The following is a 24,085-nucleotide window of genomic DNA, read 5'->3' on the forward strand; positions in this document are numbered from 1 at the left end:
CTGGCATTACTTCTTCGGAAGGCTTTTTTTATGGCAATAATTACACACCGAATAGCACTAGAACTTTCTGTGCAGACCTTTTAGAGTGAAGGAAATCATCAAAATCTGGAAGATGTTATGGGCGCGTATCAATTTCTTGATCAACAGTTTATTGCCGGTGAATGGATCAAGGGCACTTCAACCCGAATCCTGGACAATCTGAATCCTTATACCCAAGAAAGCATTTTAAAATTACAAGGTGCCAGTATTGTCGATGTCGACAGTGCCTATGCGGCGGCTTTGGAGTATGCCGCAAAGTGGGCAGACAGTTCAGCCGAAGCACGAAAAAATCTGCTGCTGCGTGTGATTGAGATTATTCAGGCGCGTCGGGAGGAAATTATCGACTGGCTGATTCAGGAGTCGGGCAGTACCCGTTTAAAAGCCAATATTGAAGTCGATGCTGCAATAGGCATTTTAAAAGAAAGCTCGACTTTCCCGGAGCGCATGTTAACTCAGGAACTACCATCTCCCGATCCGACCCGTCAAAGCTATGCGGTACGTAAACCGCTGGGTGTGGTGGCGGTAATTAGCCCATGGAATTTTCCTTTTCATTTAAGTATGCGTTCGGTGGCTGCAGCACTGGCGCTGGGCAACACTGTGGTACTGAAACCGGCCAGTGATACGCCAATTACCGGTGGCCTGCTACTGGCTAAACTGTTTGAAGAAGCCGGTGCTCCGATGGGCAGCCTTAGTGTGCTGGCAGGTGCAGGTAGTGAAATTGGTGATTATTTTGTTGAACATGAAGTGCCGAAACTGATTTCCTTTACCGGTTCTACCGAAGTGGGCAAGCGCGTGGGTCAGCTAGCAGTGAGCAGTCCCAATTTAAAACGGCTGGCGCTGGAGCTGGGCGGAAACGCACCTTTGGTGGTGCTGGATGATGCCGATCTGGACTTGGCGGTAGAACTGGCGGTGATGGGGCGCTTTTTGCATCAGGGTCAGATTTGTATGAGTACCAATCGCATTATTGTCGATGCAAAAGTGCATGACAGTTTTGTTGGTAAACTGGTTGAACGCAGTAAAAGCATTCCTTTTGGTGATCCGAATGAAGATACTACAGTGATTGGCCCAATTATTAACCGCGATCAGGTGCAGAAGATTCAGCATATTATCCAGCAAGGACAAGAGGCCGGTGCGACACTGGTACTGCAAGGTGCCACGCGCGGTCATGTGATTCCACCGCATATTTTTATTGATGTTGACCCGGCGTCGAGTCTGGCGCAAGAAGAAAGTTTTGGGCCGGTACTGCCGGTGATTAAAGCGCAAAATGAAGCTGAAGCACTGATGCTGGCCAATGCCACACGTTTTGGCTTATCGAGCGCGGTCTGTAGCGCCAATATTGAACGTGCCAAAGCTTTTGCTTTAAAGATTGACGTCGGGATGACGCATATCAATGCCATTACCGTAGCCGATTATCCGAATGCACCTTTTGGTGGCGAGAAAAATTCCGGTCTGGGGCGTTTTAATGGTCAATGGGTCTTAGAAGAGTTTTGTCGCACCCACTGGTTAACGCTACCTAGTTAAAGCGTAGGCGCAACTTAACCGCCTGAAGGCGTATAATAGAGCTGTCTAAACTGAGCAGCCATATTTCCATGTGTGCCAACTTTAAACCGCTTACGCCACAACAGCGACAGGATTTAAATCTCCCGGATATTCCTTTTGAATATGAAGATGAGGTCTATCCGGGTTATCACTTGCCTTTACTGGTCAAATCTGAACAGGGACTGGAATGGCGTAAGGTGATGTTTGGTCTGGTGCCGAAGTGGGCGGAAGATAAGAGTATTGCCCATAAAACCTATAATGCCCGTAATGAAACCCTGTTAAAGAAACCCAGCTTTCAGGAAGCGGTGCTGAAACGCAAGTTTGGGGTCATTCCGGTAACGGAGTTTTATGAATCCAAATATATTGACAATAAACCGCAGCGCTGGGGCGTGCGCCGTAAAGATGGGCAGGCGTTTTATATTGCGGCTTTATATGAAATTTGCAAAATTCAGGATGAGATTATTCGTTCCTGCACCATGATTACCATGGACGCGATCGACCACCCAATGATGAAAGACTTTCATGAGCCGGGCAATGTCAAACGTTCGGTGATTGTGATTCCACATGCACGTTTACAAGAATGGCTTGGCCAAACTCAGCCGGATATTCAGCGTTTTGTCGAAGGTTTTCCGGTTGAAGAATTTGAATGCTCGCATGTACCAAAAATAAAAATCGAAAAAGTTAGTCCCCAACTGAACTTTTTCGATTCTTTGTCATAAGCAGTGTGCAGAATGCTGGATGATTAACGCGATAAGTTATTAAAAATATGACGCAAACTGTCCATCATTTTTTCAATCTGTAGTGGGGTTAAGCCTTCAAAGGACTGTTCCAGTACCACACCGGTCAGATCGTTAATTTTTTCGGTCATGGCATGGCCCTGATCGGTCAGAATAACCCGGGTGATGCGTGCATCATCTTCACAGGAGTAGGTCTCCACTAGGCCTTCTTCTTTCAGGCGATAGACAATTTTGGTGGTGGTCGACATCTTTGATACCACCATGTCTGACAGGTCGGAAACGCTGGCATTCGGTTTGGCTTTTAGCGCAATCAGAATACGGCGGCGTGAGTTATCCAGCCCATATTTCTTGAGTGCATGATCGACATTTAACACATATTGAGCATGGACTTGGGTTACCCAGTAATAAGGAAACTGCTCAATATTGAAGTCTTCAGTAGAAGGCAGAAATTTGGAATATTTCTTGGTCATTTAGTTATTCCTTGCATTTTTAATTGTATTTGTGTGAAATCCCATCACATTTTATTTGAAATGTCATATGCTTAGCAAGTCGTTTTAATCGTATTCGTCAATAAAAGGCTGAGGCAAAGCGTTTTTATCTGGTGATTAGCTGGCTTAGACCGGAATAGTTAGGGAGAGATCATCCCTATTTTTGTCCTGATAAATAGTCACAATCTTCTGTGTAAACTTCAGTATTTCATCTTAAAGATGCGTATTTTTAAAGTATGAGTAATGACGATGCGCGTTTTATCCAGCAATTATTCAGCCCAAAACACCCCAAAGTCTTGTCTCCTAAAAAACAACCATTTTCACTTGATCTTAATTGGCCGTTTTTTTTCTGCTTGAAATAGCGACTGATAGGGCGTTACACCTTTCTCGCGAAGCACTTTGATAAACGTATATTTGTTGCATTGTCATATATTTTTATCCGTTATTTTTGCATGAAAATGATCATGATGCTGTTAAGAGTAAAGCATTTGAGTCAGGGACTTGCTTATCTTTCTTCAGGACTTATTTTCAAGCTGTTTAAGTAAAAGTAACAAATTGAAAACTGGGCTGCATTTATTTCAGTACTAGAAATTTGAGTCCTTGAGATAGAAAATTAACATCTTGGAATTGATTTATTTAATAAGATAATAAAAATCAAACATTTATATTTGAGTTGTGAAATATAGCCCCGATTTTTGCTCTGATTGTAGTCATTTATCTCTCTGTGGTAATTTTAATAAAACCTGAAATTTAATTACAAACTTGTACTTTTTTTAAGCAGGAAACTTGGCTTAATTTAACCAATACAGGAATTTACCCCAAAAAAATTCCGAAAAAATGATTACAAAAATAGAAGATTATGCATAATGTTTTTATCTACAGTTGAAAAGGTTAAATTTATGGATCCGTCGCCGGGCCCAGGTCTACATTTCGAATTACACGCTAACCCTATCGGAGAGATGAACTAATGGAGTTTTTATTAGATCCGGGAATTTGGGTTGGTTTAATAACACTTATTATTTTAGAAATTGTTCTAGGTATTGATAACCTAGTCTTTATTGCCATTCTGGCAGAAAAATTACCTCCTGAGCAGCGTGATAAAGCCCGTGTGATTGGCTTGTCTTTGGCCTTGCTCATGCGTTTGGGGTTATTATTCGCAATCTCTTGGTTAGTCACCTTGACTCAACCGCTTATTTCGATATTTGATTTAACATTCTCAGGGCGGGATCTGATTCTCCTGTTCGGTGGTTTGTTCTTGGTCTATAAGGCCGTGACCGAATTGCACGAGAAGATGGAAGGCAAGCCGGAAGTTAAAGTGACCACCAATGTGGTTTATGCCAGCTTCACCGCAGTGGTTGCCCAGATCGTAATCCTGGATGCCGTATTCTCTTTAGACTCTGTTATTACCGCAATTGGTATGGTCGACAACATCTATGTGATGATGGCCGCCATGATTGTAGCAATGGCGGTCATGTTAATGGCGTCTAAACCGCTAACAGCCTTTGTTAACCGTCATCCAACCGTGGTAATCTTGTGTTTAAGCTTCCTGCTGTTGATTGGTATCAGCCTGATTGCAGAAGGTTTTGGTTTCCACATTCCGAAAGGTTATATCTATTCAGGTATTGGTGTAGCCATTGCCATTGAAGCCTTTAACCAGTTTGGGCAGCGTAATGCGGCAAAACATGAAGCGAAAATTCCGCTGCGTCACCGTACTGCAGATTCGATTCTGAAGTTAATGGGCGGCCGTATTGAAACTACGGACATGCATTCAAGTGAAGCACAAGAAACCTTTGCGCATGAAGAGCGTTATATGATTGGCGGCGTATTAACGCTGGCAGAACGTTCGGTTGCGTCGATTATGACGCCGCGTAACCAGATTTCCTGGGTGAACATTGAAGATACACCAGAACAGATTCGTGAGCAGGTATTGTCGGTACCGCACAGTTTATTCCCGGTGTGTCGTGGTAGCCTTGACAAAGTCATCAGTATTGTTCGTGCCAAAGAGCTACTGGATGTGCTGGATGATGAAGAAGCCTTTAAGGCGCTGGTGAAACGTCACCGTCCAATTTACATTTTTGAAAAAATGAAAGTCATTGATGCGATCAATACTTTGCGTACTTCAAAAGGTTCATTGGTATTGGTGAGTGACGAGTTTGGTAATGTGCAAGGTCTGATTTCGCCGCTGGATGTGTTTGAAGCGATTGCCGGTGAGTTCCCGGATGCCGATGAACAGCCAGATTTAATCCGTGTTAACGAGACCACCTGGAAAGCGACCGGTATGCTGGACGTTTATCAGCTTGAGCTGGAACTGGGTATGCTGGATCTGGTGGAAGAAGATGCAGGCTATATTAGTGTTGCCGGCTTAATCTTGGATAAAACCCAGGGTGATGTACAAGTCGGTACGCATCTGGACTATCAGGGTGTACACTTTGAAGTCACCGAACTGGAAGGTAACCGCATTAAAACCGTGATGATTACCTACGCTTAATTGCCAAAAGTTGGTAAATCAAAAAAGCCTCACTGATGTGGGGCTTTTTCATGTCTGGTATTTATCTAAAGTTCATTTTTCTCAAGAGCGTTACAGTTTTAGATACGCAGTTCAGCTGCAATCACCGGCCACAGGTTCTGGTGAGAGCGTTTAAACATCAGCATATGACCAATTGCCTTGTGGCCATACTGCTGCGGTTTTAGCTCAATCATTCGGGTAGCAGCATTAGGATAGAGGCGCAGTAAATCTTTGACGTTGGCTTCGGTGGCAATTTCATCATCGGAACTCCAGAGCACGCTCATCGGGCTGCGGATGTCAGCATGAAAATCTTCAAATACACTTTTACCAATAGCATTGATCACATAACCGGGTTTGCCACAAAACTCGGCCCATTGCCGGGCCACATTTTTCGGTAAATTTTCGCCCATACCAATGGCCTGGGTTGGGCCATATCCATGGGTAATGCGGGCGATCGGGAAAATGACCTGAAACATTAGTGGCGCCAGTAGTTTGGTGCGTCCTTTAAGGCCTTTGACATGGCCGGTCGAACCCGATACCGCTACAACTTTGGCCACCTTGGCATGGTTGGGGCAAATACCCAGCAGCTGGCCGCCAGCACTATGTCCCAATAAAATCACCTGTTCGGCCTGGCTCAGTTGCAATAGATGCTCGATACCGGCTGCAATGTCCAGTTGGCCCCAATCGACAATACTGGCTTGTGAGTGCTTTAATTTCCCTTGTAAAGAGCCGCCAATACCGCGAAAATCAAAACTGAGCACGTCATAACCTTGCTGGCTTAACCACTCGGCAAAAGGATGATAAAACCCTTGCGTGATGCCAGTCGCGGGACAAATTAGGACAGGGTAAGGCTGCTTTTTAGCCTGATGGGTGTAGAAGCGCCCACTCAGCTGATAGCCATCTGCGCAGGTAATATGGACGGGATCAAACGAAGTCATAGGATGAACATTAAAAAAATGAATGACTCTAATGTAAAGGAGTTTGCTGTGAATGCAGTTGCAATCTCTGACTTCGGGGTCATGCAGTAAGGCAATTCAAATAAGGACAAAACGAAATGAATGCAATGGATCTTGATGTTGCGGTGAAAGGGGCGATTCTGGCCAGCGGTATATTTTTATGGGTGGGCATGCTGACCGGGGTATGGAAATACTGGCAGATTCGGCATTCACCACAGGCGCGTGCTCATTATTATGTCGATATTGCGCATCGTAGCAGTTTGCTCTATGCGCCGGCCAGTCTGATTCTGGCAGCCATGGCTTATTTTTCGGTATGGTCCACCGAACTGAATTTGCTACTGGTGGCAATTAACCTGTTTTTCTTTGCTTTTTCAATCTTGAGTTATGCACTGCATGGTTATTTAAAGGACACCACCAATCAGTTTAAAACTCCGCATCAGTTGGGCAAATGGCATCTGCCAAAAAGTTTAATGAGTCTGGCGATGTTGCTGCTGGTACTGGGTGAGGTACTGGCCACCTTGCTACTGGTGGTGGGTGCGGGATTATATTTATGGGCTTAAGGGTGTGTTGCCAAGCAGTATAAAAAGCTATTTTTCTGATTCTGAGCAGATGGATGAAGGCTCATCCATCTGGGTCGGTTAAAAATTAAGAGTTGTGCTGATCAATGGGAGCCGGCTGTCGATATTTTTCATCGACCACAGCCCAAATATAGAAGGCGATACAGACGATTAGTGCGTAGATAAAGTATGCCGGTTTCAGGTTACCCTGAATCAATCCTTGAAAGACCAGCGTCAGCAGCAGCGCAAAGGTGGTGCTGAGGAAAGTCACTAAATTGTTATTTGCCTTCAGAGCGTTAATGAAGACTTGCTTATTGAAATGTAATGATAACATCTCCATCCCTCCTGTATTTTGATCAAAAACAGACTATTTTGATCGGATTAGTTTGTTTAGTTGTACTGCGAATTGCAGTGTATTTCAAGCGCCTATCGCAATATTTTGAAAGAACATAGTGTGTATAAATAAATGCTCGAATTCAGTTCATTTATTTACGGAATATTAGGGCATCACTGTAAAGAAGTGAGTAAAGATGTAGCATTATTTATGCCAGCTTAACAATAGGGCAGCTATTAGGCTTTGGTAGAAGGTATGCAAAAAGAGGGTAAAGAGCAGCATTGCGCTGAATTGAAGGGTTTCAGAGAATGAGGAGAAGCGAAAGTGGATGAGCTTACTTCAATTGACCTGGAAGTTGAGCAAGATTGAGCTAAACCAGACTGAAAGAAAGTGACACAATAAGAGTCAGTTTGGGTAAAACTTGACCATTATTGAGCAATTTAAAATCGGGTTTGGGTAAAACCAGACTTTAACGACTCGGGTTAAGGCTTAGTGTTTAACCTTGTCGATCACAATACAAATCAGCAGGACAATGGTAGATGGAATCAGCCAGGCCAGGTTTTGCGCGCTTAACGGTAAGTTCAGTAAAGCTTCTGGTAAAAAGCCATCTAACCCTGCCACTTTTAAGCCATCAATCACGCCAAAGAATAAGGCTACTGCAGTGACCGGACGAATTACACGCGCTGGAGAATGGAAGTTTTTCCAGAAAAAGCCCAGTAAGATCACTACAATCGCAGGTGGATAAATCGCGCTCAATACCGGCACTGAGAGTGCAATCAGTTTGGTCAGACCGAGGTTGGAAATCACCAATGAGAAACCGACTAAGACAAATACCCAAGTACGATACCTAATGCGGGTAATTTGCGAGAAGTATTCTGCACAGGCACAGGTCAGGCCAATCGCGGTTACCATACAGGCAATGAAAATCATGGCACTTAAGAACAGGGAACCTAAGTCACCAAAAGCATGTTGCACATAGGCATGCAGGATCACTGCGCCATTGGTTGCATTCGGTGCTACTTCATGACTGCCCAAGCCCAGTTTGAACAGGCTTAAATACACTAGGGTTAAACCGATACCAGAGATCAGTCCGGCAATCATGGCGTATTTGGTCATCAGCTTTTTATCGCTGACCCCACGCGAACGCATGGCATTAATAATCACAATACCAAATACCAGGGCACCCAAGGTATCCATGGTTAAATAACCATTGACGAAACCTTCCGAGACTGGACTGTTGATATAGTTATTAATGGCTGGCGGAATATGACCCGCGGGAATGAACGTTGCTGCAACACCCAGAATAATTAACGATAAAATTTTCAGGGGCGACAGGAAATAACCCACCGTATCCAGAATCTTGTTGGGATACAGCGCAACAATAGTCACCACAATAAAGTAGATCAGACTGTAAATCAGCAAGCTGCTCGGAGCTGCACCAAAATAAGAGGAGAAACCAATTTCATAAGAAACGGTTGCGGTACGGGGAATGGCAAATAAAGGGCCTACCGCTAAATAACACACCACGGTCAAAATCAGACTGGCTGCTTTGCCCAGTGGCGAACTTAAAAGCTGGATCGAACCTTCTACACGAGACAGGGCAATAATGGTCAACACCGGCAAGCCCACGGCTGTAATTAAAAAGCCGAAAGCTGCTAACCAAACGTGTTCACCTGCCTGCTGTGCAACAATAGGCGGAAAGATAATATTGCCGGCACCGATAAATAGTGCAAAGGTCATTAAACCTAAGGCAATAATATCCCGTGTACGTAAACTCGTCATAAGGGAGATAGATCGGTTAAACAAAAGAAAGCGATTCTAGAACATGGCAACTGCTTTGGCTAATTTATTTTATAAATCTTATGAATTATTTTTATATCTTGGCTTGGGAAATTGATCGGGTTGTCAAAAATTAGTGAAACTATATTGTTGATTTAATTTTTAAAAGATGAAAACTGTTAAATATCAAAAGATAAATTTGAAAAAACAGTCAATAAATATAAAGGTTTTTAATTGTTGAATATTTAAGCAGTAGTGGGTTTGTGGCAGATGGAACCGCTTGTGATCAAACAAAAGTCACTGAAAAGGACTATACTAAGCAAATGTTTCATAGGGGATTTTAAGCATGAGAGCGTCTGCCGTATCGATTAAAACCGAGCAGGATTTAGAAAAATTACGTGTTTCAGGTCGTTTGGCTGCTCAGGTTTTGGCGATGATCGGGGAGCATATCAAGCCGGGTGTAACCACTGAATATCTAGATGACCTGTGCCACGACTATATTGTCAATACCTTGCAGGTGATTCCGGCCAATGTTGGCTATTGCGGCTATACCAAAACCACCTGTATTTCACCGAATGAAGTGGTTTGTCACGGTATTCCATCTGCGTCGGTTGTGCTTAAAGATGGCGATATTATCAATATTGATGTGGCGGTAATTAAAGACGGCTACTACGGCGATACCAGTCGCATGTATTACGTCGGCACGATCAAGCCGGAAGCGAAAAGACTGGTCGAAACCACCTATGCGGCAATGGTCGCAGGGATTCATGCGGTGAAACCGGGTGCGACTTTAGGCGATGTTGGTCATGCAATTCAAACTGTCGCGCAGCAGGCCGGCTATAAAGTGGTGCGTGAATATTGCGGGCATGGTATTGGTAAAATTTATCATGAACAGCCAAGTGTACTGCACTATGGCCAGCCGGGTCAGGGGCTACAACTCAAGCCAGGTATGGTGTTCACGATTGAACCGATGGTTAATGCCGGCGGCTCCAGAGTCAAAGAGCTCAATGATGGCTGGACCGTCGTGACCACCGATAAATCACTTTCTGCACAATGGGAACATATGATTGCCGTGACTGAAACCGGCTTTGAAGTGCTGTCGCCGTGGCCGGAAGGTACTGGAGAATACCCGGAAATCTAGCTATAAAACGGCTTATTTATACTTTAAAAGTATTAAGTGATATAAATTAGCTATTTGTTAATGCTGTCTTTTGTACATATTATGTATTTATAGATTCTTGCTGTAGTTTCTAGTTTTTATAGCTTATCCATCCCTGGATAAGCTTTTTTTTTTGCCTGAAATTTGAGTTGGCTTTAACGCTGTGACAGTTTTTCCACCAGAAAATCAATAAACACCCGTACTGCCGGTAACAGGCCGCGACGGGATGGATACACGGCATGAAAAACCCCGTGCGGCGCACGCCAGTTTGGTAACACGCGTACCAGTTCGCCTGACTGAATATAGGGTTCCACAATATTGTCCGGGAGCAGGGCAATCCCACAGTCCTGACGGGCCAGTTGTGCCTGTAGCATCAGATCCGAACCCATTACGGTCGGGTTGACTTTAATTTTCTTCTGCCGCTGATGTTCATCATAGACCACAATATGCTGATCGACATGATCATCAGCCATACTGAGAATATGATGCTTGGCTAGATCTTCCGGCTGTTTCAGGTCGCCGTGCTGGTTTAAATAGGCCTGACTGGCAAAGAGATGCTGTTCAATGGTTTCAAAGGTACGAATCACCAGATTCGGATCATCATCCAGATTGCTGCGTACACGCAAGGCCAGATCAATCCCTTCATTAATCAGATCAACCCGGCGGTTACTGACCAGAAGCTGGACTTTAATTTCCGGATAGGTCTTTAAAAATTCCGGCAGAATTCTGGACATTTCATTCTGGGCAATGGAGACCGGCAGGCTAACTTTAATCAGGCCGCGCGGCTGAATACTCAGATGATCAACCAGATCATGCGCTGCCTGTGCGGCATTGGCCATCACCTGTGCATGTCGATACACGTTCATGCCAATATCGGTTACGGCAAAATGGCGGGAATTGCGCTGAATCAGGCGCACGCCCAAACGTTCTTCCAGATTGTGCACACGGCGGCTCAGTTTGGATTTGGGGATATCGGTTGCACGTTCTGCGGCGCTAAAACCGCCATGCTCAACCACCTGGGCAAAGCAGTAAAAATCATCGAGGTCCGAAAGCATGTGTAGTTATTCCATTTATGCAACGATAAGCAGATTAAATTATGATTGTTCTGGGCTGTCAATTTGATTTGTGCGGTTTTTGCAGCGTCTCTTTTCGCCTTTGTGATGCGTGGCGAGCTTAAGTTATGGCTACAAATCCTTTACACTAAGGATAAAGTCCATGAGATGATCAATACATGTCTTATCAACTGATTCAACAGCCCGATGCCGATGCCAACGTGATTTGTCCTTGCTGCCAGCAGGCGATTATTGACTGGTCACAAGAGCAGTATATTCAGCCCTGTGAGCATACGCTGTTTGTGGCGCTGGATTTGGGTTTTGAATATATTGCCGATGTATTTGAAGCAACCATGGCGCGTAGTGTCGATGAAATTCACGCACATGATGATCAGCTCAATATGTTTCAGGAACTGACCACAGCCAGCTTTCCGCATTATCTGATCATTCGCACTGATTTGGGTGTGCAGGATTTATCGCGTTATATCGGCATTGCTGTACCAGAATCCAATTAAAAAATAAGCTCCATAAGGAGCTTATTTTTTATCATAAAGATCAGGCTGGTTTAGCCTTCAATTTCTTCCTCGACATCATCATCAGCACTGTCCATGCCCAGTTCTTTCAGCTTGCGGGTCAGGGTATTACGTCCCCAGCCCAGCAGTTCAGCGGCATGGCGTTTGCGGCCACGGGTCTGTTGCAGCGCGGCATTAATCAGGGTGCGTTCAAACATCGGTGTGGCGATGTCCAGAATTTTCATTTCGCCGTTTTTCAGTTTCTGTACGGCCCATTGACCCAGCAGCTCATCCCAGTGATGGATCGAGACGCGGTCTAAATGCAGATTGGACGGTACATCGCCTGATTTTTCAATTGGAATCTGTTTCAGTTCCGAAGGTAAATCTTCCGGATAGACTTCACGGCCGGTAATCATGACGGTTAACCAGCGGCAGGTGTTTTCCAGTTGACGCACGTTCCCTTGCCAAGGTAATTGCTGCATATATTCCTGGGTTTCCGGACGCAAGATTTTCGGACTCACGCCTAACTCTTTACCGGCACGCGCCAGGAAGTGCTGCGCCAGCATTGGAATATCTTCACTGCGATGCGCCAGTTTTGGAATATGAATCCGGATCACGTTCAGACGGTGATACAAGTCTTCACGGAAACGGCCTTCGTGTACCAGCTTTTCCAGGTCTTGGTGCGTTGCTGCAACAATACGCACATCTACCTTCACCGGAATATGGCCACCGACACGGTAGAATTCACCATCGGCTAAAACACGTAATAAACGGGTCTGGGTTTCAAACGGCATATCACCAATTTCATCCAGGAACAAGGTGCCGCCATTGGCCTGTTCAAAACGGCCCTGACGCTGGGTGTTGGCGCCGGTAAAGGCCCCTTTTTCATGACCAAATAATTCGGTTTCAATCAGGTCTTTAGGAATGGCGGCCATGTTGAGCGCAATAAACGGCTTGCTGCTACGCGGTGAATGGCGATGCAGGGCATGCGCCACCAGTTCTTTACCGGTCCCTGATTCACCATTAATCAGTACGGTAATATGCGATTGTGATAAACGGCCAATGGCACGGAATACTTCCTGCATTGCCGGTGATTCACCAATAATTTCGGTCGACTGAATGGGCTGTGCGGTTTTGGCTGATTCCTGTTGCTGTAATTTGGTGATATGCAAAATGGCACGATTCACCAGCGCCAGCGCTTCATCAATATCAAACGGTTTTGGCAAATATTCAAAGGCACCAGTTTGATAGCTCGACACTGCAGATTCCAGATCCGAATGTGCAGTCATGATAATCACCGGTAAATCTGGATAGCTGGCTTTGACTTTACCGAGGAAGGTCAGGCCATCAATACCCGGCATACGGATATCGGTCAGAATTACATCCGGTGCATCGACACCCAGTTGCTCCAGGGCAGATTGGGCTTCTTCAAAACTGGTAACGTCAAAGCCTTCTTCCTTGAAGGTTTTTTCCAGTACCCAGCGCATGGCACGATCATCATCAATTACCCAAATTTTATTTCGCGACATGGTTAGACTCCCAAGGTATATATAAGCTAAATATTGTTTTTCCTGGAACAGATTGGCACTCAATCATTCCGTTGTGTTGATGCATAATATTCTGTGCGATGCTCAGGCCCAGTCCGGTGCCTTTGGCGCGCGCCGTAACCAGCGGATAGAACACCGATTCAATAATTTCTTCCGGCACACCGGGGCCGTTGTCTTCAATATCAATCCGTACCACCGAGCGATGAATCACGCCATTAATGGTGACCAGGCGCTGAATACGAGTTCTTAAAATCAGTTCGGGTTGATGTTCTACAAAGAATTCCTTGTTTTCCATCATGGCCTGTACCGCATTGACGCTAATATTCAGCATGACCTGAATCAGCTGGTCACGATCCGCCATGACTTCCGGTAACGACAGGTCATAATCCCGGATGATTTTGACTTTTTTCTTGGTCTGGTTGGCAATTAGCGAACGCACGCGTTCCAGTGGTTCATGGATATTGACCAGTTCGTAACTCGGTAACTGACGTGAACCGAGCATGGTGTCAGCCAGATTTCTGAGCCGATCGACTTCATTAATAATAATGTCGGTAAACTCGGCATATTGAGAGTCATTCAGACTGCGTGCCAGTAGCTGGGTTGCACCGCGAATCCCGGCCAGTGGATTTTTAATTTCATGCGCCACGCCGCGCACCAGTTGCCGCGCGACCTGATGCTGCTGAATCAGGTTTTCTTCTTTGGAAATTTTCAGCATCCGGTCAATCGGATTCAGTTCAATCAGCAATAAAGGATGATAGCTTTTGCCCGCATTCAGCTGCGAAGCGGTGTAATCGACATGAATGTCTTTAAAGTTGACATTAATGGTAGCTTCACGGCGGGTATAAGGCTGTCCGGTGCTTAAAGTATTTTGTAGTGCTTCGTAGGTATTAAATTCATCGGTCGGGAGATGCAGTAAATTCATTACCGGCTGTCCGGCAGCACGTAATAAACTGATATCAAACAGCGCCTCACAAGATGAATTGAGGTAAAAAATATTCAGGTTGCTGTCAACCAGTAAAATGGCAGTGGTCAAATTGTCCACTAAAAGGCGATAGTCGATAGCCGGGCTTTGATCCATTAGCGGTGGCATCCTGTATTAAAATAGCGCAATGGTATCTTCATAAAGCAATAGGTTTCTGAATTAAGAACGTTAATGATGCAAATTAAGCAAAATGCACGCCAACTTTGTTCAAATTCCTGTAAATCAAGCCAATTTATGAGAAAAATGCGCTGAAATGGACGGGTTGATTCAGGTATAGCGGATAACGCCAGTGCTGTAAACCAAAAGTGAATCAAAATGGTGCAATATTGTGTATAAGCTCGCTTTAGTGGTTGTATTTTGGTGCATTATGCAAAGAGTGGGCTATTTCTCTATTTTTATGGCCAGAAAAGTCATACAATACGCGCATTCTAGTGGAGCGCAGATTCATGAAGTCCCCCAAAGTCGGTTTTGTTTCTTTAGGTTGTCCTAAGGCATTGGTAGATTCTGAACGAATTTTAACTCAGTTAAAGACTGAAGGTTATGATGTCGCATCGGATTATGACGGTGCTGATTTAGTCGTGGTTAACACCTGTGGTTTTATTGAATCTGCAGTACAAGAGTCTTTAGACGCCATTGGCGAAGCCATGAATGCCAATGGTCGCGTCATTGTGACTGGCTGTTTAGGTAAAGACGAAGACAAGATTCGTCAAATGCATCCGAATGTCTTAAAAGTGACTGGTGCAGCAGCCTATGAAGAAGTTATGGATGCCGTGCATCAGTATGTGCCGGAGCCACCAAAGCACAATCCGTTTATTGATCTGGTGCCAGAACAGGGGATCCGTTTAACCCCGAAACATTATGCTTACCTGAAAATATCAGAAGGCTGTAACCACCGTTGTACTTTTTGTATCATCCCGAGCATGCGTGGTGATTTAGTTTCCCGTCCGGTCGGTTCTGTTCTGGAAGAAGCCGCAGCGCTGAAACGTGCTGGTGTAAAAGAAGTTCTGGTCATTTCTCAAGATACTTCAGCTTATGGTGTGGATACCAAATACAAACTGGATTTCTGGAACGGCCAGCCGGTTAAAACCAAATTCTATGACATGTGTGAAGCCCTGGGCCAGTTGGGTATTTGGGTCCGTTTGCACTATGTCTATCCTTATCCGCACGTCGATGCCGTGATTGACCTGATGGCACAAGGCAAAATCTTGCCGTACCTGGATATTCCATTCCAGCACGCCAGTCCGAAAATCCTCAAGCTGATGAAACGTCCGGCGCACAGTGAAAACACGCTAGAGCGCTTAAATGTATGGCGTGAAAAATGTCCGGATCTGGTGATTCGTTCCACCTTCGTGGTTGGCTTCCCGGGTGAAACCGAAGAAGACTTCCAGATGTTGCTGGACTGGTTGAAAGAAGCGCAGCTGGATCGTGTCGGTTGCTTCACCTATTCACCAGTAGAAGGTGCAACTGCGAATGATCTACCAGATCATGTGCCGGAAGAAATCAAGCAGGAACGTTATGAACGTTTCATGCAGGTGCAGCAGGAAATTTCAGCCGCAAAACTGCAAAAACGTATTGGTCAGACCATGACTGTGCTGGTGGATGATCTGGAAGAAGAATTCCCGGTTGCCGTTGCGCGTTCTTATGCAGATGCACCTGAAATTGATGGTAACGTGTTTGTTGAAGATATCGACAAGTCAAAAATTAAAGCAGGCGATTTGCTTGAAGTCGAAATTACCGATGCAGATGAATACGATTTATTTGCCAAGCTGATTGCGATCAAATCTGCTTAAGTACTGATATACAGAAAAAATTTAAATTAAATACTTTGGAGTTTGATGATGTTGGATTCTAAAAAGCCACGTTATGAACGTATTCTGCTGAAGCTTTCAGGCGAGGCACTGGCGGGTAACAAGGATATGGGGATTGATGCCCAAATCCTTGATCAGATGTCTTTGGCAATTGCACACCTGGTCGGTCTGGGTGTGCAGGTCGGCATTGTGGTTGGTGGCGGTAACCTGTACCGTGGCAGCCAGTTACAAAAAGACGGTCTGGTCGGTCGTGTGACTGGTGACCAGATGGGTATGCTGGCGACTGTGATGAACGGTCTGGCCATGCGTGATGCTTTAGTACGCCGTAACATTAAAACACGTCTGCTTTCAGCACTGCCAATTGGTACCGTTGTAGAATCTTATTCAAGCCGTGATGCAATTCGCCACTTAACCCAAGGTGAAGTGTGCGTATTCGTTGCCGGTACAGGTAACCCGTTCTTTACCACAGATACAGCTGCCTGCTTGCGTGGTATTGAAATTGAAGCCAATCTGATTCTGAAAGCCACCAAGGTAGATGGCGTTTATAATAAAGATCCAAGCAAATACGAAGATGCGGTGAAATATGACACCCTGACGTTCGATCAGGTGTTAGATGAAAAGCTCGGCGTGATGGATTTAACCGCAATCTGCTTATGTCGTGACCACAATGTACCGTTACAGGTATTCGATATGAATAAAGCCGGTGCTTTACTTTCAGTGGTTATGGGTGAAAAAGAAGGAACTCACGTTACGAACTAATGTACGTGGGCCTGAAAGCTCTTTATACTACACGCTATTTTAGTAATTACATCTTTAAGAATTAAGTAAGGAAGATCATATGATTAACGATCTTAAAAAAGACAGCGAACAGCGTATGCAAAAGACTCTGGAGTCTTTGGAGCAAGGTTTTGCCAAAGTTCGTACCGGCCGTGCCCATCCATCAATCTTAAACGGTGTGATGGTTCCTTACTATGGCTCAGATGTGCCGTTAAACCAGGTGGCGAACGTGGGTGTTGAAGATTCACGTACTCTTATCGTACAGCCATTTGAACGTACTATGGTGTCTGCAATTGACAAGGCGATTCGTGAGTCTGACCTCGGTCTGAACCCGATTACCGCTGATTCGATTCGTGTGCCGCTACCAGCTTTAACCGAAGAAACCCGTAAAGACATGCAGAAAGTTGCGCGTTCTGAAGCGGAAAATGCCAAAGTGGCGATTCGTAACATCCGTCGTGACGTCTTGGGCGATATCAAAGCATTATTGAAAGAAAAAGAAATTTCTGAAGATGATGAACGTCGTGCAGGCGATGATATCCAGAAAATCACCGATAAATATGTTGCTGAAGTCGACAAGCGTTTGGCTGCTAAAGAAGCTGAGTTGATGAAGGTCTAATTGTCGATGACCACATCTGAAGACTGTCAGACGCTTCCAAAACATGTTGCCATCATCATGGATGGCAACAACCGTTTTGCCAAGAAAAATCAATTGCAAAAAGGCGACGGTCACCGTGAAGGTAAAAATATTCTAGATCCGATTGTTGACTATTGTCGCAGCAAACACATTCAGGCACTCACCGTTTTTGCATTTTCAAGTGAAAACTGGAATCGTCCGCAATATGAAGTTGATTTACTCATGCAATTGCTGGAAGACACGATTCATGAGCAAATGCCGCGCATGGAAAAATACCAGATTGCCTTGCGTTTTATTGGCGATCGCAGCCGTTTATCCCCACATCTTCGTGACTTGATGTTGCATGCTGAACAAAGGACTGCTAAGTTCAGTAGCATGACTTTAACCATTGCTATCAGTTATGGGGGCATGTGGGATATGGCAGAAGCAGCCAAACAGATTGCGGCTGATGTACTGGCCAATAAAGTCGCGCTGGAACAGATTGATAGCACGCTGTTCGGTCAATATGTGTGCCTGGGCGATTTACCGCCTGTGGACCTGTTGATCCGTACGGGTGGTGATTATCGGCTGTCCAATTTCTTGCTTTGGCAGGCCGCCTATGCCGAACTGTACTTTACTCCGACCTTGTGGCCTGAGTTTAGTGTAGAAGAGCTGGATGATGCGTTTCATGTGTTTGCAGGACGCGAACGTCGCTTTGGAAAAACTTCAGAGCAAATCCAACAAGAGAAACTTGAGAATTAATACATGTTAGAGCGGATAATTACCGCATTGGTATTGGTCGCTGTGGTGCTGAGCTGTATGTTTGCAACTCAGTCCCATTATCCAATGTTTGTGCTGATGATTTTTGCAGCAGGGGTTGCGGGCTATGAGTGGTTCAAACTCATGCCAAGAACAACAAAATATGTCATCAAGCCAATGGCTTGGGGTTATGGTCTGGTGACCGCCGCTCTTTCCGCGCTTGCTTTATATTTTAGTGATATTGCGTTATTGCTGTGGTCAGCCTCGATTTTAACCTGGCTGCTCAGCCTGTATTGGGTGAAATCCTATCCTGAATATGATGGCTGGTACAATCCAAGCCTGAACTTTATTGGCTTTGTGCTGATTTCTGCCGCCGTGACTGCCATTTATGCGGTCTGGACCCATTCACCGTGGTGGCTGATGTATCTGTTCCTACTGGTTTGGGGTGCAGATTCTGGCGCTTATTTTGTCGGACGCAAGTTTGGTAAAAAGAAACTGGCACCACATGTCAGTCCAAACAAATCGGTGGAAGGTTTATATGGTGGCGTGTTTACCGCCATCCTGATTGTGCTGTTTGTAGAAATTGTCTATCTGGACTTAAGCCTGACCCAACATATTTTATTCCTGATTCTGTCCATGATAACCGTGTTTAGTTCGGTACTGGGCGATCTGTTTGAATCCATGATCAAACGCCGTGCCGGAATTAAAGACTCTGGTCGTATTCTGCCAGGACATGGTGGAGTGCTGGACCGCATTGACTCCTTGCTCGCAGCGGCTCCAATCTTTGCTGCAAGCATGTATGTACTGAAACTTATTGGCGTAGATTTATAGATGTTACAAGCTGTTTGTATATTGGGTGTTACAGGTTCAATTGGTCAAAGCACCTTAAAAATACTGCAACAACACCCTGAAAAATATTCGGTATATGCCGTAACGGCTCACAGTCGTATTGCTGAGCTGGTTGAAATATGCAAACAGTTTCATCCCAAAGTGGCCGTGGTACCTGCTGCACAGGTCGATTCCTTAAGACAGCTGTTACAGCAGGCCAATCTTGCCGATATTGAAATCCTCTGTGATGAAGCTGGTTTAATAGCTGTGGCTTCACATCCTGAAGTGGATGTGGTGATGGCGGCAATTGTTGGTGCCGCAGGTTTAATGCCAACGTTGGCCGCAGTGCAGGCCGGTAAGCGCGTGCTACTGGCCAATAAAGAAGCCCTGGTGATGTCCGGTGACCTGATGATGCAGGCAGCGCGTGATCATGGCGCTTTATTATTGCCGGTCGATTCCGAACACAATGCAATTTTCCAGTGCCTGCCGCAAAACTATTTTGAGGTCGAGCGTAATGGTCAACCAAAACTGGGTGTGCAGCAGATTCTGCTGACCGCATCGGGTGGGCCATTTTTAAATCATAGTCTGGAACAGTTACACAGTGTGACCCCGGCGCAAGCCTGTAAACATCCCAATTGGTCTATGGGTCAAAAAATTTCCGTCGATTCCGCCACCCTGATGAACAAGGGTCTGGAGCTGATTGAAGCCTGCCATTTGTTCGCAGTAAAAGAACAATTTGTTACAGTGGTGGTGCATCCACAGAGTATTATTCACTCCATGGTTCAATATGTCGATGGAACAACTTTGGCGCAAATGGGTAATCCGGATATGTGTACGCCAATTGCGCATGCGTTGGCCTGGCCGGAACGTCTGCAGACGCATGTTCCGCCGCTGGATTTATTTATCCATTCACAGCTGAATTTTCAGGCACCGGACACCACGCGTTTCCCGGCCTTAAAGCTGGCACGTCAGGCCATGCAGGCAGGTGGTATTGCACCGACCTTGCTAAATGCGGCCAATGAAATTGCAGTGGCATCTTTCTTGCAAAACCAGCTTGGGTTTACCCAGATTCCAGAAATTGTTGAACAGACCCTGAATCATCTGGCCAATCGCGCCGCAGATTCAATTGAAACCATTCTTCAGGCAGACCAGAATGCCCGTGCTTTTGCACAGCAGTGTGTGATTCAGACAGGAAGCTAAGACATGAGTGCCTTATTTATTATTGTTGCGGCCATTCTTTTGTTGGGGCCGTTAATTGCAATTCATGAATTTGGGCACTACTTTGTTGCACGCAAACTGGGGGTCAAAGTCCTGGTTTATTCTATTGGTTTTGGCCCGACAGTGCTGAAATGGACCTCGAAGAAATCCGGTATTCAATATCAGCTCTCGGCTTTGCCTTTGGGCGGCTATGTCAAAATGCTGGATGAACGTGAGGGCAATGTGGCAGAAGAAGATCTGCCTTTTGCTTTTAACCGTCAGCATCCGTGGAAACGGATCGCGATTGTCGCGGCAGGTCCTTTAATTAATCTGGTTTTTGCGATTGTACTGTTCTGGATTCTGTTTTTACCGTCTCAGGAACAGCTGAATACCCGTGTTGGGAAAGTCTTGCCACAAACGCCTGCGGCTGAAGTGAATATGCAGCCGGGTGACCGGATTACCGCAGTCGATGGTACCCAGGTTAGCACCTGGGAAAAACTGAATTTTGCGCTGGTGGATCGTGCCGGTGAAACAGGTACCATTCATATTCAGGCCAACCGCGATGGTCAGCCACAAAACTTTCAATTACCGATTCAAGATTTCTTGAAAGATCAATCTCAGTCACCACTTGAGGTGCTGGGCTTTACGCCATATCGTCCGAATATTCCAGCAGTGGTCAGCAAACTGAGTGAAGATGGCGCTGCCATTCGTCAAGGGATGAAAGAAGGTGACCAGATTTTAGCGATTGACGGTGTTGTCATGAAAGACTGGTACGATGTGGTACAAGTGGTACAGGCATCGCCAGAGAAACTGTTAAAGATTGACGTATTGCGTCAAGATCAGCGGGTACAGCTGGAAATTATGCCGCAGGCCAAACGCGACAATATGGGCAACACCACCGGTATGTTAGGTGTACAAAGTGACCCTGGAAAAATAACAATTCCTGAAGAATATAAACAAACCATTCAATATAGTCCTACAGAAGCCTTAATGATGGCGGTCGATAAAACCGGTCAAATCTCTTCGATGATTTTGAACTCCATCGTCAAAATGGTGCGTGGTCTGATTGGTTTAGATAACCTGTCTGGTCCGATTACCATTGCCAAGGTGGCAGGACAAAGCGCTGAAATGGGCTGGCAAACTTTTATTTCGTTTATGGCCCTAATGAGTGTAAGCTTGGGTATTCTAAATTTACTGCCAATTCCAATGCTGGATGGTGGACATTTGGTTTATTATTTTATAGAACTAATTCGTGGTAAACCTGTTTCTGAACAAATACAATTAGTTGGTTTAAAAATTGGTATGGTATTGCTCGGTAGCATGATGCTTCTGGCATTATTTAATGATTTTATGCGTTTATAACAACGTGGATAGGCAATAAATTTAACATTGGAAAAGACTGGCATGCAGCACACACATTTATTTATGCCTCTGGCACTGGTTAGTGCTATGGCAGCAGTACAACAAGTATATGCAGCAGATGAATTTATCGTAAGAGATATACAAATTGACGGACTTGTTCGTTTAACGCCAGCCAATGTTTATGGAATGATTCCTGTAAATAGTGGTGATCGTGTCAACGATGCCACCATTGCAAATGCAATTCGCAGCCTGTATGCCACAGGTTTATTCGATGATATTAAAGCTGCCCAGCAAGGTGATACCTTGGTGTTTCAGGTGGTAGAACGTCCGATCATTTCGAAAGTCGAATTTAAAGGCAATAAATTAATTCCAAAAGAAGCCCTTGAAGAAGGCTTAAAGAAAATGGGCGTGGCTGAAGGTGAAGTGCTGAAAAAGTCTGCTTTGCAAACACTAGAATCGGAACTTGAACAGCAATACATGCAGCAAGGTCGTTATGATGCCGATGTCAAAGTCATTACCACAGCACGTCCGAATAACCGCGTCGACCTGACCATCGAGTTTATTGAAGGTAAAGCGGCCAAAGTTTTTGATATTAATATCATTGGCAATACCGTCTTTAAAGACAGCGAAATTAAACAGGCCTTTGCAGTCAAAGAAAGTGGCTGGGCTTCTGTGATTTCACGTAATGACCGTTATGCGCGTGAGAAAATGGCAGCAAGCTTGGAAGCTTTACGTGCGCTGTATTTAAACCGTGGTTATATCAACTTTAATATCAATAATTCGAGCCTGAACTTAAGTGAAGACAAACAGCACATCTTCATTGAGGTGTCGATTGATGAAGGTGAGCAGTTCAAATTTGGTCAAACCAAATTCCTGGGTGATGCTTTATATGCACCAGAAGAATTAAAAGCGCTGCAAATCTATAAAGATGGTGAAACCTATTCGCAAGAAAAGGTTAATGCGGTTAAACAGCTGCTGCTTCGCAAGTATGGTAATGCCGGTTATTACTATGCAGAAGTGAATGTGGTGCCACAAATTAATGAAGAAACCAAACAGGTTGATCTGAACTATTACATCAACCCGGGTCAGCAAGTCACAGTACGCCGCATTAACTTCAGTGGTAACACCAAAACTGCCGATGAAGTGCTACGTCGTGAAATGCGCCAGATGGAAGGTGCATTGGCCAGTAACGAAAAAATTGATCTGTCTAAAGTCCGTTTAGAACGTACTGGTTTCTTTAAAACCGTGGATATTAAACCGGTGCGTGTTCCGAATGTACCGGATCAGGTTGATCTTAACGTTGCGGTAGAAGAACAGCATTCAGGTACCAGTACCTTGGCGGTGGGTTTCTCGCAAAGTGGCGGTGTAACTTTCCAGGCCGGTTTAAGCCAGACCAACTTCCTGGGTACCGGTAATGCCGTGTCGATTGACTTGTCGCGTTCTGAAACACAGGACTACTATAACCTAAGCGTAACCGATCCGTACTTTACCATTGATGGTGTGCGTCGCGGTTATAATATGTACTACCGTAAAACCAAACTGGATGATGACTATAACGTTAACAACTATGTGACCGACAGTTTTGGTGGCGGAATTAACTTTGGTTATCCAATTGATGAAAACCAGAGCATTAGTGCGGGCTTAAATATTGATAATACTGAAGTGACAACTGGTCCTTATGTATCGACTTATGTGGCAGATTATTTAGAAAGCCATGGTGGTCGAGAAACACAAAGAGGCGATCATTGTCCAGCAAATATCAATGCAGATGGGGAGTGTGTGGATGAAAATGGAATTCTAGTTGAAACCATCCCATATGGTCGAGAGTTTAAGGGTGACTTCCTGACTTATAACCTAAATTTAGGTTGGTCATATAATACCCTTAACCGTCCGATTTTCCCAACAATGGGGATGTCGCATCGGGTGAATGCAGAAATTGCTTTACCGGGCAGTGATGTGGAATATCAAAAAGTTACCTATGATGCACAGGCCTATTATCCGCTGGGCAAAGATTTTGTGCTGCGTGGCTATGGTAAGGTGGGTTATGGTAATGACTTACCATTCTATAAGAACTTCTATGCCGGTGGTTATGGTTCGGTACGTGGTTATGACAACAGTACCTTAGGACCAAAATATCCAGGTGTTTATTTCTCTGATATTGGAAAGACTGATCCATCTCCAGAAGAAGTGGGTGGTAATGCTTTATTACAGTTTGGTACTGAACTGGCTTTGCCGGTACCATTTAAAGGGGACTGGGCACGTCAGGTTCGTCCGGTGATTTTTGCTGAAGGTGCACAAGTATTCGATACTCAATGTAATGTTTCTAATAACGATATTTTCGTAAATGGGGATTCAGTAAGTAGTAAACAGTACTGTGAAGATAACTTTGGCTTTGACTTTGGCAATATGCGTTATAGCGTCGGTGTAGGCTTTACCTGGATTACCATGATTGGCCCATTGTCCTTAAGTTATGCATATCCGCTGAATGAAAAACCAGGTGATGAAACCAAGAATATCCAGTTTGAAATTGGCCGTACGTTCTAAGTACGGTCTG

General features: G+C 44.9%; 21 protein-coding genes. 14 read left to right on the forward strand and 7 right to left on the reverse strand.

All coding sequences use genetic code 11. The annotated features are described in order from the left end of the window. Positions 1-117 precede the first annotated feature (117 nt). Together GA693_RS04365 and GA693_RS04370 are read left to right on the forward strand one after the other, a co-directional pair. Positions 118-1,560 carry an aldehyde dehydrogenase family protein gene (locus GA693_RS04365; protein ID WP_160241352.1) on the forward strand — a complete coding sequence of 481 codons (1,443 nt, stop codon included), beginning with the start codon at positions 118-120 and terminating at the stop codon, positions 1,558-1,560. A 68-nt stretch (positions 1,561-1,628) separates the two neighbouring features. Next, positions 1,629-2,297 (forward strand): SOS response-associated peptidase, encoded by a 669-nt coding sequence (locus GA693_RS04370; RefSeq protein ID WP_160241351.1) that lies wholly within the window; start codon positions 1,629-1,631, stop codon positions 2,295-2,297. Positions 2,298-2,320: 23 nt separating this feature from the next. On the opposite strand, the gene GA693_RS04375 is transcribed toward GA693_RS04370, so the two are convergent. Continuing rightward, on the reverse strand, positions 2,321-2,785 hold the full coding sequence (locus GA693_RS04375; protein ID WP_005177561.1) for a MarR family winged helix-turn-helix transcriptional regulator: 465 nt from the start codon (positions 2,783-2,785) through the stop codon (positions 2,321-2,323). Positions 2,786-3,770: 985 nt separating this feature from the next. Here GA693_RS04375 and GA693_RS04380 point away from each other — a divergent pair. After that, positions 3,771-5,291, forward strand: coding sequence for a TerC family protein (locus GA693_RS04380; protein WP_104488977.1), 1,521 nt, complete (start codon positions 3,771-3,773; stop codon positions 5,289-5,291). Positions 5,292-5,389: 98 nt separating this feature from the next. Here the strand turns inward: GA693_RS04380 and GA693_RS04385 are convergent, their stop codons facing one another. After that, positions 5,390-6,247 carry an alpha/beta hydrolase family protein gene (locus GA693_RS04385; protein ID WP_035363003.1) on the reverse strand — a complete coding sequence of 286 codons (858 nt, stop codon included), beginning with the start codon at positions 6,245-6,247 and terminating at the stop codon, positions 5,390-5,392. 116 nt (positions 6,248-6,363) lie between these two features. On the opposite strand from GA693_RS04385, the gene GA693_RS04390 reads away from it, so the two are divergent. Further along, entirely contained in the window at positions 6,364-6,825 is a 462-nt protein-coding gene (locus tag GA693_RS04390; protein WP_005177567.1) for a hypothetical protein, read from the forward strand. An 85-nt stretch (positions 6,826-6,910) separates the two neighbouring features. On the opposite strand, the gene GA693_RS04395 is transcribed toward GA693_RS04390, so the two are convergent. Both GA693_RS04395 and brnQ read right to left on the reverse strand, forming a co-directional pair. After that, positions 6,911-7,156, reverse strand: a complete 246-nt coding sequence (locus GA693_RS04395; protein WP_016658209.1) for a hypothetical protein — start codon at positions 7,154-7,156, stop codon at positions 6,911-6,913. A gap of 489 nt (positions 7,157-7,645) precedes the next feature. Then, positions 7,646-8,938, reverse strand: a complete 1,293-nt coding sequence (gene brnQ, locus GA693_RS04400) for a branched-chain amino acid transport system II carrier protein (RefSeq protein WP_160241350.1) — start codon at positions 8,936-8,938, stop codon at positions 7,646-7,648. Between the two features lie 343 nt (positions 8,939-9,281). Between brnQ and map the strand changes: the two genes are divergently transcribed. After that, positions 9,282-10,076 (forward strand): type I methionyl aminopeptidase, encoded by a 795-nt coding sequence (map, locus tag GA693_RS04405; protein WP_104488974.1) that lies wholly within the window; start codon positions 9,282-9,284, stop codon positions 10,074-10,076. Between the two features lie 173 nt (positions 10,077-10,249). Here the strand turns inward: map and GA693_RS04410 are convergent, their stop codons facing one another. Then, the gene (locus GA693_RS04410) at positions 10,250-11,149 is read right to left on the reverse strand and encodes a LysR family transcriptional regulator (RefSeq protein WP_016658206.1); all 900 of its coding nucleotides are present in this window, start codon (positions 11,147-11,149) and stop codon (positions 10,250-10,252) included. Between the two features lie 176 nt (positions 11,150-11,325). On the opposite strand from GA693_RS04410, the gene GA693_RS04415 reads away from it, so the two are divergent. Continuing rightward, the gene (locus tag GA693_RS04415; protein ID WP_005177579.1) at positions 11,326-11,661 is read left to right on the forward strand and encodes a hypothetical protein; all 336 of its coding nucleotides are present in this window, start codon (positions 11,326-11,328) and stop codon (positions 11,659-11,661) included. Between the two features lie 50 nt (positions 11,662-11,711). Here the strand turns inward: GA693_RS04415 and glnG are convergent, their stop codons facing one another. Continuing rightward, the gene (gene glnG, locus GA693_RS04420) at positions 11,712-13,187 is read right to left on the reverse strand and encodes a nitrogen regulation protein NR(I) (protein WP_005177581.1); all 1,476 of its coding nucleotides are present in this window, start codon (positions 13,185-13,187) and stop codon (positions 11,712-11,714) included. Beyond that, the gene (glnL, locus tag GA693_RS04425; protein WP_160241349.1) at positions 13,174-14,283 is read right to left on the reverse strand and encodes a nitrogen regulation protein NR(II); all 1,110 of its coding nucleotides are present in this window, start codon (positions 14,281-14,283) and stop codon (positions 13,174-13,176) included. The genes glnG and glnL overlap by 14 nt, the downstream gene beginning before the upstream one ends. 350 nt (positions 14,284-14,633) lie before the next feature. Between glnL and rimO the strand changes: the two genes are divergently transcribed. From rimO to bamA, 8 genes are all read left to right on the forward strand, one after another. Next, complete coding sequence (gene rimO, locus GA693_RS04430; protein ID WP_005177586.1) at positions 14,634-15,977, forward strand: 30S ribosomal protein S12 methylthiotransferase RimO; 1,344 nt, start codon at positions 14,634-14,636, stop codon at positions 15,975-15,977. A gap of 48 nt (positions 15,978-16,025) precedes the next feature. Further along, positions 16,026-16,754 carry a UMP kinase gene (pyrH, locus tag GA693_RS04435; protein WP_005177594.1) on the forward strand — a complete coding sequence of 243 codons (729 nt, stop codon included), beginning with the start codon at positions 16,026-16,028 and terminating at the stop codon, positions 16,752-16,754. Between the two features lie 79 nt (positions 16,755-16,833). Next, positions 16,834-17,388, forward strand: coding sequence for a ribosome recycling factor (frr, locus tag GA693_RS04440; protein WP_005177597.1), 555 nt, complete (start codon positions 16,834-16,836; stop codon positions 17,386-17,388). Between the two features lie 6 nt (positions 17,389-17,394). After that, positions 17,395-18,147, forward strand: coding sequence for a polyprenyl diphosphate synthase (gene uppS, locus GA693_RS04445; RefSeq protein WP_005177599.1), 753 nt, complete (start codon positions 17,395-17,397; stop codon positions 18,145-18,147). Positions 18,148-18,150: 3 nt separating this feature from the next. Then, positions 18,151-18,975 (forward strand): phosphatidate cytidylyltransferase, encoded by an 825-nt coding sequence (locus GA693_RS04450; RefSeq protein ID WP_045795728.1) that lies wholly within the window; start codon positions 18,151-18,153, stop codon positions 18,973-18,975. Beyond that, the gene (ispC, locus tag GA693_RS04455; RefSeq protein ID WP_005177604.1) at positions 18,976-20,172 is read left to right on the forward strand and encodes a 1-deoxy-D-xylulose-5-phosphate reductoisomerase; all 1,197 of its coding nucleotides are present in this window, start codon (positions 18,976-18,978) and stop codon (positions 20,170-20,172) included. A 3-nt stretch (positions 20,173-20,175) separates the two neighbouring features. Beyond that, complete coding sequence (gene rseP / locus GA693_RS04460) at positions 20,176-21,531, forward strand: RIP metalloprotease RseP (RefSeq protein ID WP_104498766.1); 1,356 nt, start codon at positions 20,176-20,178, stop codon at positions 21,529-21,531. Between the two features lie 42 nt (positions 21,532-21,573). Then, positions 21,574-24,075 carry an outer membrane protein assembly factor BamA gene (bamA, locus tag GA693_RS04465; RefSeq protein ID WP_160241348.1) on the forward strand — a complete coding sequence of 834 codons (2,502 nt, stop codon included), beginning with the start codon at positions 21,574-21,576 and terminating at the stop codon, positions 24,073-24,075. Positions 24,076-24,085 lie beyond the last annotated feature (10 nt).

It is taken from the genome of Acinetobacter indicus (assembly GCF_009914475.1).
In the GTDB taxonomy this organism is placed as follows: Bacteria; Pseudomonadota; Gammaproteobacteria; order Pseudomonadales; family Moraxellaceae; genus Acinetobacter; species Acinetobacter indicus.